The organism is Pelagimonas sp., assembly GCF_050633425.1.
Taxonomy (GTDB): Bacteria; Pseudomonadota; Alphaproteobacteria; order Rhodobacterales; family Rhodobacteraceae; genus Pelagimonas.
In genome coordinates this window covers 272491-285777 of record NZ_JBOEGM010000008.1, presented here as the reverse complement: position 1 = coordinate 285777, position 13287 = coordinate 272491, and the positions used below count along the sequence as shown (strand labels likewise).

The following is a 13287-nucleotide window of genomic DNA, read 5'->3' as shown; positions in this document are numbered from 1 at the left end:
GTTCACCACATGTGTCTTATGGGTCAAAATATCCGCCTCGGAATGGGCCGCAAGGTCAAGCAAAGCCAACCCTCACTCCCATTCCATCTCCTCATACACCCGCCCGGCATTCTTAGTCGCCAATTCTTCAAATGTATCCATGTGTTTCCAGCGTTCCTGATCCACATAGTAGGCTCCGGCCAGATCGCCTCCTGCGTCAATATGCGCACCGATCTTCGCCCGCAGGTCGTGCAGGTAATCCACTGTGCCCTTTGTAACCATCGCCATATTGCTGGGATGTCCATGACCGGGGATCACATAGGTCGCCCCAAGATTGGAAAATGGCCCCTCAAAGGTCTCAATCCAACAACTGGTGCAGGTCTCGGCAAAGATCGGCGGCATGCGTTCGTGAAACGCGATGTCACCGGCGATCACAATATCCCAGCTCGGGATCCAGACTTGCACATCACCAGGGTCATGCGCTGGCCCCAGATGCAGGGCCTCAATGCTCACTCCGCCCATCTCAATGACGTATTTATCGTCAAAAGACAGGTTCGCAGGCACCACACGCGTGCCCTCAGCCCTGTCGCGGTTATAGCGTTGCATTCCTTGCAGAATAAAATCGCCGTTCTCTTTGACCACATGAGTCGCATCTGCATGCGCAAGAATATCAACCCCCAGATCGGCCCAATAGGCATTGCCAAGCATGGCATGGCCCTGCCCGTTCTCGTTGATCACCAATTTCACCGGTTGATCCGTCACAGCCTTGATCTCATCATGCAAAGCCGCAGCCAAACGCACAGATGCACCGCCATTGATGACAACAACGCCATCACCGGTCACAATGAAGGACAAGTTGTTGTTATGTCCCGCATTTTCATAGGTCGGCGGTGCCGTGGCCCCAATCGCAGAATACACTCCGGGGATCACCTCTACCGGTTTGTCATATAACTCAGATTGCGGGTATTTGTCGGCAATGTCTTCGCTGGCAAATGCGGTGGTCGCCGATAACGCTATGGCCAAAGTGGTCTTACCCCACAATTTATGGCCCGATTTTGACTGTCCCGATGCGGTGCGGATCATGTGGATTTCCTCCTGAATCAAAACATATTCGCATGCGTGAATTCAAAAGCCAAGCGCCGTTGCGTCACTCCCTCCACGCCGCCTTGTCATCGCGTGCGCCCCCGCTAGGCTGAACCAAACCTGGGAGGACACATATGCGAACCAACACACATGCAATCGTCACCGGCGGTGGCACAGGGATCGGCCTCGCCATTGCGCAAACCTTGGCCGCCAATGGCGCACAGGTCACCATCACCGGACGGCGCGCCGAGGTGCTCGAAAACGCTGTAAGCGACAGAATTCATCCGCTGGTCATGGACGTTACTGACGAAAGCTCGGTCACCGATGGCATCGCCAGCGCCGTCGCGGCGCGTGGCCCGATACAGGTTTGCGTGCCCAATGCCGGCATTGCCGAGGGCAAGTCGCTCCTCAAGACCGATCTTGAGTTCTGGCGCAGCATGATGGCCACCAATCTTGACGGGGCTTTTCTCACCATCCGCGAGAGCCTCAAATCCATGACACAAACCGATTGGGGCCGGGTTATTGCCATCAGCTCCATTGCCGGGGTGCGTGGCCTCAAAGGTGCGCCCTGTTATAGCGCTTCCAAGCACGGATTGCTGGGCCTGATCCGCGCGCTTTCGGCCGATTATGCCACCAAACCCTACACGTTCAACGCGCTCTGCCCCGCCTATGTCGAAACCGACATCATCACCCGCAACGTCACCTCGATAATGGATCGCACCGGTTTGGCCGAAGACCAAGCCCGCGCCCTTATGACTGACATGAACCCACATGGGCGGTTGATCACAACGCAGGAGGTCGCTGACGCCGCGCTGTGGCTCTGCGGCCCCAATTCAGCAAGCGTTAATGGTCAGGATATCCGCATCGCGGGTGGTGAAATCTAGGTGCCCCACTCCGCCTTCCACCCTCCATTTGGGCCCTATTTCATCGGGTCCGTCTGAACGCCAACCCGAGGAAGACGGCACCGCCGGATGACGAGACATCGCGCGCGGCCCATCTGGGCCGCCCCGCTTAACAACAGCCCGTAACCCATTGCGTTAACAGGCCAACCCCCGGCCAATAAGCTTGGCCAATTGCACGAGATCCTCTTCCAGCCGATCAAAGGGCGGCTTCTTGATCCCGTCCAACGTCGCAACAATCACGCGCGCAACATCCAAAGCCGCGCCTTCGAAACGCACCGCCCCGATCTGCTCTTGCGCTTGCAACCAATCGGCAAAGCCTTGTTCCAGACAGGCCATGCCCTCCGCCACATCTCCAGCAGACACAGCATGCCCAAGCGCCAGCAACTCTTCCCCATGCGGGGATTTCAAAAGCTCGTCCATACCATCCAACTTGGCCCGAAACGCCCGTTCCAAAACCTGCTCTGGCGATCCGGGTTCTGACAGGGCCGCCCTGACTTTCCCGACGGTTTCGGAAAAATATCCGCGCACCAAATTGCACGCCACATCCTCTTTGTTGCGAAAATGTTGGTAAAGCGCCGGACGTGACATTCCCGCCGCCCGCGCTAAATCTTCCATCGAGGTTTTACGATAGCCGTATTGCGCAAAAGTCTTTAGAGCCGCTGTCAAAATGGCCCGTACACGTGCATCATCGGTTTTTGTCTCAGTCTTCATCCCCCGAAACTGACAAAAACGACAGTTTTTGTCAAACCGGCAATTGACAAACTGACACTTTTGGCGGATTTTGTCAGAAGCGAACGGAAAGAGGAGTTTTCCATGGCCAAGTCGATTACCGTCAATGGGCAGACCCACGAGGTCAATTTGCCAGACGATGTTCCCCTCCTTTGGGTTCTGCGCGATGAGCTGAACATGACCGGCACCAAGTTTGGCTGCGGCGTGGCAGCATGCGGGGCCTGCACCGTTCATATCAATGGCGAGGCCGTGCGCTCGTGCCAGATGCCGCTGTCGGACGTTGAGGGTGAGATCACTACGATTGAAGGTCTCGGCACCCCTGCCATGATGCACAAGCTGCAACAAGCCTGGGTCGATCATCAGGTCGCACAATGCGGTTACTGCCAATCCGGTCAAATCATGCAGGCAGCGGCGCTTTTGGAAACCACCCCCAACCCGTCCGATGACGACATAGATGAGGCAATGGCAGGCAACTTGTGCCGCTGCGGCACCTATCCGCGCATTCGCGCTGCCATCAAAGATGCAGCCGGATTGGAGGGCTAAGACATGGCTTCTATTGGAAAAATCGCCCGCCGTTCTTTCTTGTTTGGCTCTTTGGCCATCGTCGGCGGCGTTGCCGTTGGTGCCTGGTACGTTAACAAACCGGCCCCCAACCCTCTGAAACCCGGCCCCCAAGACGCCGCGTTAAATCCGTTTGTCTTGATCAATGCCGATGGCATCACCTTGATCGCGCCGCGTGCCGAAATGGGTCAAGGCACTCACACCACGTGGGCCGCGCTTTTGGCCGAAGAGCTGGATGTGACTTTGGATCAAGTCACCGTCCTGCACGGCGAACCTGCACAGGCCTATTACAACTCGGCGTTGATGGGCGAAGGTTTGAACACAAAGGGCTATGATGACAGCTCCTTCCAGCACGCCATTGCGGGGGCCATGGGCAAAATCGGCAAGGTTCTGCATCTGCAAGTCACCGGCGGTTCAACCGCCATGCGCGACGGATATGACCGGATGCGCGTCGCAGGGGCGGCCGCACGCGAAATGCTCAAGGAAGCCGCCTCGCAGCAATTGAATGTAAATGCCAAGGAGCTGAAAACCGAAAAGGGCACCGTGATTGCCCCCGACGGCTCCATTCTGCCCTATGGCGATCTGGCCATGGCTGCGGCTCAAATTGATCCGCCTAAGGTGAAACTACGCCCGCAATCCGAATGGAAAATCCTCGGGACATCAGTGCCACGTGTCGACATTCCCGGAAAATCGACAGGCACCGCCACTTTCGGCATAGATACTCGCCTGCCCGGCATGAAATTCGCCTCTGTGCGCATGTCCCCCAAACGCGGCGGCATGAAGAGCTTTGACGCCCGCGATGCCAAAGAGCTGCCCGGCGTCGAGAAAATCGTTGATATGGGGGATGGTGTCGCCGTCATTGCCAACAACACCTGGCTCGCGATGCAAGCGCTGGAAGCGATTGATATCGAATGGGCAGATGCCCCTTATGACGGCAGCACCGAGGAAATCTTTGCCAAGATCGAAGCCGGTTTTGACCTCGAGCCCAACTCGACCCTGCGTGACGATGGCACGGCAGATACGCTTCCTGAGGGTGCGACCGAAGTCAGCGCCGAATACCGCGTGCCCTTCCTAAGCCACGCCACCATGGAGCCGCAAAACGCCACCGCTTGGATTGATGGCACCAAATTGCGGATCTGGGCAGGCAACCAAGCCCCCGGTTTCACCCAAGGTGCCTGCGCCGATGAGGCCGGTCTGGATGCCGAAGATGTCATTGTCGAAACCACGCTGATGGGCGGCGGTTTTGGCCGTCGCGGTGAGCTGGATTTCTCCGTTCTCGCCACCCGCGTTGCCAAAGCGATACCCGGCACCCCTGTGCAGGTCACATGGTCACGCGAAGAAGACATGACGCATGATTTCTATCGTCCCGGTGCGATTGCACGCATGACTGGCGGTATCAAAGACGGCAAAGCGGTGCTTTTGGATGCGCGCGTCTCGGCCCCGTCTGTGACCAAACAGGCCATGGGCCGTTGGCTCGGATTTTCGCCGGGAGGCCCAGATCGCGCTATCACCGACAGCCTGTTCAACCAACCCTATGGCATCGAAAACTACCGGGTGCGCGGCTATGAGGCCGACACACAACCTCCCATGGGGTTCTGGCGATCGGTCGGAGCAAGCTTTAACGGCTTTTTCTCGGAAAGCTTTGTCGATGAGCTGGCCTTGGAAGCTGGAAAAGACCCGTTGGACTTCCGCCTTGGCCTCACCCGCGACGAATGGGAACCAGCCTATAACGTGCTCAAAGCCGTTCAGGAGATGTCCGGCTGGACCGGTGAAACCCCCGATGGCATCGGGCGCGGCGTGGCGATGGTCTACAGCTTTGGCACCCCCACCGCGATTGTGATCGAAGTGGCCGACATTGATGGTGATATCAAAATGACCGAGGCTTGGATCGCCGCCGATCCCGGTGTCGCGCTTGATCCCGGCATCATCGAAGCGCAGCTTTTTGGTGGCATGGCCTATGGCTTGTCTGCCGCGATTGGCGAAGAGATCACCTGGGCCGACGGCGAAGTTGAACAGCTCAACTTCCCTGACTACGAGCCCCTGCGCATCCAACAAATGCCCAAAGTCAATGTTCGCATTTTGGAAACACAAGAGCACATTGGCGGCATCGGAGAAGTCGGGACACCCCCAGCGGCCCCAGCCCTTGCCAATGCGATCTTTGATCTCAACGGCACCCGAGCCCGCAGTTTGCCCCTGAACAAAGACTTCAGCTTCTTTAGCTGATAGTCCTTTGATTTAAAGAGATAAAGAACGGTCCGGCCCATTGGGTTCGGGCCGTTTTTCACCCTTAACACAGGGCCTGCGTCGCCGAGCTGCCTAAAATTTACCTTAATTTTGCCACAATTGCTCCCCATCTCCGCCACAGCTCAACTGTATCGCTATTGGAAACGGACCCGAAAACCGGGCCACGAGCAGCGACAGAGGCAGGAGCGAGACGATGCCAAACGGTTATCTCGTTACATTGGGCGATGGGGTTTTAGATCCCGGTGACGCGATCAGCGGCAGCTTAATCACGTTCACCACCAGTTCCAATTTGGGCAATGGCCAATGGGAATGGTCCGGCACATATGCCGGAACGACCTATACCAACACGCTTGAACCCGGCACTTACTATCTGGCCACCGATGGCAACACCTATTTTGTCCCCGCCTATGGGCCGGTGGATACGCTCACGTCTTCGAGCGTTGTGACATCTCCGCCTGATGGTATCGTAACCGGCACCACGGGCGATGATTTGATCAACCCCGACTATGACGATATCCATGGCGAAAGCCCTGACGACGGTGGCGATGGAAGCGACGATATTCGCGCGGGCGACGGTAATGACACTGCGATTGGCGGCACCGGCAACGACACAATCGACGGCGGCAGTGGCGACGATCTGATTTATGGCGATTACGGCAGCTATGACCCCGCCAATATTTCGCAAACGCTGAACTGGACCGATCAGGGTGGCAACGGCACCGATGTCTCAGGCGGGTTCACCCAGGATACTGGTGACATTGATGTCACCTTAGGGTTCACCAATAACGGCGACAACGCGCCCTTGTTCCAAGTCGATACAGACGATTTTCAATATAACGACGGCGGTTTTAGCGGGCGCTCTTCGCTGTATCTCTATGGCAATGGTGACGGTGACACCTCCACAACCACCATCAACTTTGCCGCCAGCAGCGGTGCGTCGGTTCAAGACGATGTCGAAAACGTTTCATTCCGCATCAATGACATCGACAGTTTTGCCGGCAACCATACCGATGTTATCACAATCAACGCCTATGACGCCGATGGCAATCCTGTCGCCGTAACCATTACATTGGCTGGCGGTGACACGGTTGCGGGCAATACGATCACCGCTGATGCTGCGCTGAACAACCCCAACCAAGCCGACGGCTCTGCCCTCGTCGAAATCGCAGGCCCGGTGTCTGAGATCGAAGTCATTTATGGCAACGGTCAAGACGGCACTCAGGCGATCTGGTTGACGGATCTGAACTTTGAAGCGGTGCAGATTGCCACGGGCGATGACTCCCTGCTTGGTGGCACCGGCAACGACAGTATTTATGGCGAGGCAGGCGACGACACGCTGGATGGCGGCGCGGACAACGACGTGCTTGACGGTGGCATCGGGGCCGACAGTGTCCTGGGTGGTGCGGGCAATGACACGATTTTCGCCAGCCAGGGCGACACGATCAATGCCGGTGACGGCGATGATGTGATCACGCTGGTCGACCTTGGTGAAGCGGGCAGCGGCAACATCGTTATCGAAGGTTTGACCACGCTTGAAGGCACTGGCGATGTGCTTGACCTCAATGGCGTGGCAGATCGAGGCACGCTCAACATCACGTCAAATGTAGATGGCGAACTGTCCGGCACCGTACAAATGTACGACGGATCGCTGGTCAGCTTCTCAAATATTGACGACGTGATTTGCTTTACGCCCGGCACCCGCATTCTGACCACAACCGGATACCGCGCGATTGAGACCCTGCAATTGGGCGACATGATCATCACACGTGATCATGGCCCCCAGCCTCTGCGCTGGACCGGGTCGCGCACTGTGTTGGCACGCGGGAAAACGGCTCCGATCCGCATTGACCCGTCTCTATTTGGCGGGGATCGCCCACTTTTGGTGTCACCACAGCACCGCATGCTGCTTGAGGGCTATCAGACCGAGCTGATGTTTGGCACGGATGAGGTCTTTGCAGCCGCTTGCCACTTGGAAAACGGGCGCGACGTTGCGCGGGTCCCCGGCGAGCTGGTCACCTATATCCACCTGATGTTGGATCAGCACGAGGTGATCTTTGCCGAAGGCATGGCGACCGAGAGTTTCTTTGTTGGCACTGAGGCGCTTAAGGCGCTGCACCCACATGCCCGCGATGATCTGTTTGCCAATTTCCCGGCCTTGCGGGACACCCCGGAAAGCTTTGGGCCAACAGCCCGCCTGTGCCTTAAAAAACACGAAGCCAAAGCATGGATGGCGGCAATGGCCGCGCGTCCTATGGCCCTAGCAGCCTAAACCCTAAAACTCGGATTTAAGCCGTCTTGCGGATCGGAGCCTGCCGCCCCTGAGCATAGGTTCTAACCGCATCGCCAAAAGCTGTGAAGAGCGGGCGGGAAACAGGATCGTTTGAGGCATCCCATTCCGGGTGCCATTGCACAGACATGGTAAACCCTGGTGCATCTTTGATCACGATGGCCTCAGGCGTGCCGTCTGGGGCGTGGCCTTCGACGATAACGCGCGCGCCGGGGCGTTTGATGCCCTGCCCGTGCAATGTGTTGGTCAGCACCTCGGATGAGCCAAAAAGCTTATGAAAACATCCACCTTCATTGAGGTTCACGATATGACGGAGGGCGAATTTTTCTTCCAGCGTGCCATCGGGCGGCATGCGGTGATTGTCGCGCCCCGGCAGATCGCGGATTTCGGGATAAAGCGACCCGCCCATAGCGACATTCACCTCTTGGAAACCACGGCAAATGCCCATAAACGGCTGACCGCGATCCACGCAGGCCCGCACAAGCGGCAATGTGATCGCATCACGCGCCCGGTCCATATCACCATGGGCATCACTATATTCTTCGCCATATTCTTCGGGATGCACGTTGGGCCGTCCGCCGGTCAGCAAGAAACCATCACAGGTTTCAAGAAGTTCGTCGACAGACACAAAGCGCGGATCTGCGGGTATCAACAACGGGATACAGCCCGACACCGTTGAAATCGCTTCGGAATTCATCGTACCGCCCGCATGGGCCGGATATTGATCATTGAGCAAATACGAATTGCTGATGATGCCTACAATGGGCCGGACATTTGGCCGAGACATAGAATACTCCTGCTTGGTCCCCTAGGGTTTATATCAGAACGCCATGCGCCGAAAGGGTTTCGAACCGCCCCTTGCGTGCGTATGCGCACAACCCCCATGTCACTTTCCCAAAAACACGCGCCTAAGCCTATTTTGGAATTGTGCCATAGCAGCATTAAACATCCGTTTCGGGCTCAGCTCGCACCGGATCAGCGCCGCCAACTGACGCTCGGACAAAAGCGAGACACGTGCAATCGAGCGATCCCAATCCGCTGCACCATAGCGGGCAATTTTCCTGTTTGCCCAATAACCAAACAGATATTGTACTAAAAACCGCTTTTTCCAGCGGGATTGGTAACGTCGCAGAGGCCGATCCGTGCCCATCTGGGCGCATTCAGACAATCTCTGGCCCAAATCCCGCCCCATCTCGATCGCCAATCGGATGCCTTCCCCCACGGTTGGCGTCGCGACATTTGCACTGTCGCCCACCCGGATCACCCGGCCAAACACCAGCCTTGGATCGTAGGGCTCTGATGGAATAATGCCCGCGTTGACCTGAATGCGTTTGCCGAGCGTCAGCCCATAGCTTTGCAGAAACTCAGGCGTTATCAGCGGGTCAATAATATCGCGAGGTGATCGATCACAATCGGGTTGGATCACACCAACACCGATGCGTAAATGGTTGTTCGGGGCGGGAAAAATCCAACCGTACCCTTGCAAAACCGGCTGACCGACGAACAGCACAGCCCGGTTTTTTGGGGCGTCAATGATCTCATATTCGTATTCAATACCAACGCCGACGCGTTCCGCGCGCTTACCCAGCCCCAGACATTCCAAAACCGCGCGCGGCGTACCAGACGCGTCAATGATATATTTGGAGCGAATGGTTTGCGCGCCCTGCCCTTTGATCCGAATATCCGACCGAAAGCCGTCTTCGTCCTGCAGGCAACTTAGAAACTTGGCACCGGTCAGAACCTCTGCGCCTGCGGCGCGCGCCAACTCCGCCAACCACTGGTAGAGCCCGGTGATATCCAAAACCGCCATTTTGTCGGTCTGCATCTGGTGGAGAGACCGCCGGTTATCCGACCTTATCTCGATCGCATCAATGACTTGATAGAACTGTTCCGGCACCCCAAGCTCTTGCAGATCACGCAACCACGACCCGCCGGACGTGCGCACAGGTTTGCCAATTTCGGGGTCTTGATGAACAACGAGACAGCTAAGGTGCCTAGGCAATTGCGCCGCACAGGCAAGGCCCGCCGGCCCGCCACCAACGATTAAAACGTCGCAACGGGTCACAGTCTCAGTGGCCTGATTCACGTTGAAATTCCTGCATATGGGCCAAACCGCAAAGTCTAGGACAAAGAAACGCCCTTGCGGCCAGCCAAATCGGTAAAATACTGCCAAGCCACCCGACCAGATCGCGCCCCGCGGGTTGCCTGCCATTCAATGGCTTCAGCGTGCAGTGTTTCATCTGAAACTTCAACACCATAAGCGGTGCAATATCCCCGGATCATCGCCAGGTATTCGTCTTGGCTACAGGGGTGGAACCCAAGCCACAGCCCGAAACGATCCGACAAAGACACCTTTTCTTCCACCGCCTCAGACGGGTTAATCGCCGAGCCACGCTCGTTTTCGATCATATCACGCGGCATCAGATGACGCCGGTTTGAGGTCGCATATAGCACAACATTGTCAGGCCGACCGGCAACACCACCGTCCAGAACCGCCTTGAGACTTTTGTAATGCTGGTCGTCGTGACTAAAACTCAGATCATCGCAAAACAGCACAAAACGGAACGGAGCATCGCGCAGAATATCCATGAGACGCGACACCGTGGGCAGGTCTTCGCGCTGCAATTCCACCAGCTTCAGATCAAGCCCTTCCGCTTGAACTCTGGCATGTACTGCCTTGACAAGGCTGGACTTCCCCATGCCACGCGCGCCCCACAAAAGGGCGTTGTTCGCTGGCAGACCACGGGCAAATTGCAGCGTATTGGCCAGCAAGGTATCGCGCGAGCGATCAACGCCCAACAGCAGTGACAAATCCACACGCGAAACCTTGGAAACCGGTTCCAAACGTTCCGGGCCGGTGTGCCAGACAAAAGCTTCGGCAGTGAAGTCTGGGGCCGCCAGCGGCGCAGGAGACATACGCTCCAGCGCCGCTGCAATACGGTCCATCGGATCAGATAGGTGATCAATCACTTGGTCGTATCCTTGGTATCCTCAACGTCGTCTTCGTCGAACTCAGCCATCAAGGGATCATCACCCTCTTCGTCTTCCTCCTCGAACCAAAGGCCCTGTGCCCGCAGATCGGCTTCACGTTTCTTTTCGACCATTCGCACAAGGAAGATCGAAATTTCGTACAGACCATAGACCACTGAGAACAAGATCAACTGGGTCACAACATCCGGTGGTGTGACCAAAGCGGCCAAAACCAAGATGCCCAGCATGGCGTATTTACGAACGCTGCCAAGCCCTTCTGCGCTGACCAAACCGGCCTTGCCCATTAGGGTCAATAGCACGGGAAGCTGGAAACACAGACCAAAGGCCATGATCAGTTTCAATGTAATATCAAGCGTTTCGCTAACTTTGCCGTTGAACTTGATCGAAATCCCGTCCTCAGGAGAAGGCACTGCATCTGCCAAGCTTGGAATAAACTCCGCGACCGTCGCCAATGCGCCGGACGCCAAAGTGGCGACATCCGAAAAGCCCAAAAGAAAACCCATTGCCATGGGGGTAATCACAAACTGAGCAAAGCTGGCCCCAAGCAGGAACATAATCGGCGAAGCTAGTAAGAAGGGCAAAAACGCGTTTTTCTCGGTTTTAAAAAGGCCGGGGGCCACAAAACGCCAAAGTTGATAGCCAATAACAGGAAAGGCCAGCGCGAAGCCAAACACCATCGAAATCCTAAAATAGGCAAATAGGGCTTCCGTAGGCGAGGTTGTTTGAAGTTCCGGCGCTATGTCCCCCATTTCACGGAGCACTTGTTCCACAGGAATAACCAAGAACTTTAGTATCGGCTCCGCAAAGGGGAACACAACCACAATCCCAATGACCAAAGCGATCACAGACCGGATCAAACGGGTTCGCAATTCAGCCAGATGTTCGATCAACGGCGCGGCGCTGTCTTCGATCTCATTTTCGGTCGCGCTCATGCGTCTCCCCCGTCGCCAGCAGCACCAGAACCAGCCCCGGCATCCGCAGCGCTATCGTCACGCTTCAGTGAGGCCTCAAGTTCTTTGGCTTTCTTGGTGGCCTCTTCGGCCTCGCGGGCCTTGCGCTCAGCAGCAACCCGCGCGGCATTGGCCTCGATCTTTTTCTTGGCTTCCTCACGCTCTTTGGACAGCTTGCCGGTCTGGCTGTTTGGGTCGATATCCGTAATGGATTTGGCCGCATCTTTGACCCCGTCCATTGCCGTGCCAAGCGGATTGGTAGCCGCCTTAAACGACTTGGCCACATCCCCAACGCCAGTGGTGTCAGCCGCGTCATTCATCGCTTTGCTGAACTCGCGCGCCATTCCGCGCGCCTTGCCAACGAACTGGCCGACATTGCGAAACAGCTTGGGCAGGTCCTTGGGGCCGACCACAATCAGCGCGACCGTACCCACGACCAGCAACTCTCCCATGGAGAAGTCAAACATGGTTTAAACCTTGTCTTTTTCGTCCGCTGGGGTCACGTCAACGGCCTCATCTGCGGCTTGCTCTTCGATTTCTTGCTTGCCATCATCAACGCCCTTTTTGAATGCGGTGATGCCTTTGCCAACTTCGCCCATCAGGCCCGAGATTTTACCACGGCCAAACAGAACCAGCACAACAACCGCGATCAGCAAGAGGCCCGGAAGGCCGATATTTCCAATACCCATTGGGTTTCTCCTTGTCACAAGGGGCGTGCGGCCCCCAGGTAAATGTCATCTTTGCTATCTAAAGCCTCTGTGGCCTCACGAAAAGCGCCAAAGCGACGCGTTGCCCTTTGCGATTTGTCATGAGACTGTCAGTTGTCAGGATTTTGTCAGGAGCGCTGCTGAAATGGAGCAACAATGAAGCGATCGGACCGGCTTTATGCATTGATGCAGCGGTTGCGCGATGGGAAATTGCACACGGCTGAGGCGATGGCGCAAGATTTGAGCGTCTCAGTGCGCACGATTTATCGCGATATGGAGACGCTGGCAGAATCAGGCGTGCCTGTCGAAGGCACCCGTGGCTATGGCTATACGGTGCGCGCTGCGATCACCCTACCGCCCTTGAACCTCACAGAAGAGGAGTTGGAAGCCTTGCATCTGGCTCTGGCGACATTGGGGGCGGCCGAGCTCGACGATGTGAGCGCGGCGGCGCGCAGTTTGTCTGGCAAAATTGATGCGGTGCTCCCCGAGGAATCAGGGCCCGCCCCGGCGCCGTTCGGCTTTGCCACGGATGCCTTTGCCGAAGCGGCGCATGGGTTTGTGCATATGCCCGCCGTCAAGAACGCCATTCGCGCACGGCAAAAGCTTCGGATCGAGAGCAGGCAGGACGTGCACATCATCCGCCCTTTGCATATTGATTACTGGGGTCGGGTGTGGACCTGTATCGCCTATAGCGAAACCACAGAGGCGTTTTTGTCGCTGCGAATTGATCGGATTGACAGTCTGTCCATCGTGCCGGGGCTGTTTGTGGATGAACCCGGGAAATCACTGGCAGACTGGCGGGCTTCTCAGGAGGCCCGGCCCTAAGAGCACAAAAAACCCCACAGGCCCAGGGC

The 13287-nt window shown here is 56.6% G+C and carries 13 protein-coding genes; 5 read left to right on the top strand and 8 right to left on the bottom strand.

The annotated features are described in order from the left end of the window. Positions 1-72 precede the first annotated feature (72 nt). Complete coding sequence (locus tag ACRBB0_RS06890; protein WP_431373669.1) at positions 73-1062, bottom strand: MBL fold metallo-hydrolase; 990 nt, start codon at positions 1060-1062, stop codon at positions 73-75. Positions 1063-1196: 134 nt separating this feature from the next. Between ACRBB0_RS06890 and ACRBB0_RS06885 the strand changes: the two genes are divergently transcribed. Beyond that, positions 1197-1946: an SDR family NAD(P)-dependent oxidoreductase gene (locus ACRBB0_RS06885; protein ID WP_431373668.1), complete on the top strand. Its 750-nt coding sequence runs from the start codon at positions 1197-1199 to the stop codon at positions 1944-1946. A 153-nt stretch (positions 1947-2099) separates the two neighbouring features. On the opposite strand, the gene ACRBB0_RS06880 is transcribed toward ACRBB0_RS06885, so the two are convergent. Then, positions 2100-2675, bottom strand: coding sequence for a TetR/AcrR family transcriptional regulator (locus ACRBB0_RS06880; RefSeq protein WP_431373667.1), 576 nt, complete (start codon positions 2673-2675; stop codon positions 2100-2102). Between the two features lie 102 nt (positions 2676-2777). On the opposite strand from ACRBB0_RS06880, the gene ACRBB0_RS06875 reads away from it, so the two are divergent. From ACRBB0_RS06875 to ACRBB0_RS06865, 3 genes are all read left to right on the top strand, one after another. After that, positions 2778-3236 carry a (2Fe-2S)-binding protein gene (locus tag ACRBB0_RS06875; protein WP_431373666.1) on the top strand — a complete coding sequence of 153 codons (459 nt, stop codon included), beginning with the start codon at positions 2778-2780 and terminating at the stop codon, positions 3234-3236. Positions 3237-3239: 3 nt separating this feature from the next. After that, positions 3240-5477, top strand: coding sequence for a molybdopterin cofactor-binding domain-containing protein (locus ACRBB0_RS06870; RefSeq protein ID WP_431373665.1), 2238 nt, complete (start codon positions 3240-3242; stop codon positions 5475-5477). Between the two features lie 214 nt (positions 5478-5691). Then, entirely contained in the window at positions 5692-7767 is a 2076-nt protein-coding gene (locus tag ACRBB0_RS06865; RefSeq protein ID WP_431373664.1) for a Hint domain-containing protein, read from the top strand. Between the two features lie 16 nt (positions 7768-7783). On the opposite strand, the gene ACRBB0_RS06860 is transcribed toward ACRBB0_RS06865, so the two are convergent. The 6 genes from ACRBB0_RS06860 to ACRBB0_RS06835 form a co-directional block, all read right to left on the bottom strand. Further along, positions 7784-8572, bottom strand: coding sequence for a gamma-glutamyl-gamma-aminobutyrate hydrolase family protein (locus ACRBB0_RS06860; protein WP_431373663.1), 789 nt, complete (start codon positions 8570-8572; stop codon positions 7784-7786). Between the two features lie 99 nt (positions 8573-8671). After that, a complete protein-coding gene (locus ACRBB0_RS06855) occupies positions 8672-9871 on the bottom strand; it encodes an NAD(P)/FAD-dependent oxidoreductase (RefSeq protein WP_431373662.1) in 1200 nt (399 codons plus the stop codon). 35 nt (positions 9872-9906) lie between these two features. Then, positions 9907-10731 carry an ATP-binding protein gene (locus ACRBB0_RS06850; RefSeq protein ID WP_431373928.1) on the bottom strand — a complete coding sequence of 275 codons (825 nt, stop codon included), beginning with the start codon at positions 10729-10731 and terminating at the stop codon, positions 9907-9909. Positions 10732-10751: 20 nt separating this feature from the next. Then, complete coding sequence (tatC, locus tag ACRBB0_RS06845; RefSeq protein WP_431373661.1) at positions 10752-11708, bottom strand: twin-arginine translocase subunit TatC; 957 nt, start codon at positions 11706-11708, stop codon at positions 10752-10754. Further along, positions 11705-12193 (bottom strand): Sec-independent protein translocase protein TatB, encoded by a 489-nt coding sequence (locus tag ACRBB0_RS06840; protein ID WP_431373660.1) that lies wholly within the window; start codon positions 12191-12193, stop codon positions 11705-11707. Before ACRBB0_RS06840 ends, tatC begins: the two co-directional genes overlap by 4 nt. Before the next feature lie 3 nt (positions 12194-12196). After that, on the bottom strand, positions 12197-12415 hold the full coding sequence (locus tag ACRBB0_RS06835; RefSeq protein ID WP_431373659.1) for a twin-arginine translocase TatA/TatE family subunit: 219 nt from the start codon (positions 12413-12415) through the stop codon (positions 12197-12199). Positions 12416-12589: 174 nt separating this feature from the next. Here ACRBB0_RS06835 and ACRBB0_RS06830 point away from each other — a divergent pair, with 174 nt between their 5' ends. Next, entirely contained in the window at positions 12590-13258 is a 669-nt protein-coding gene (locus tag ACRBB0_RS06830; protein WP_431373658.1) for a helix-turn-helix transcriptional regulator, read from the top strand. Positions 13259-13287: the final 29 nt, after the last annotated feature.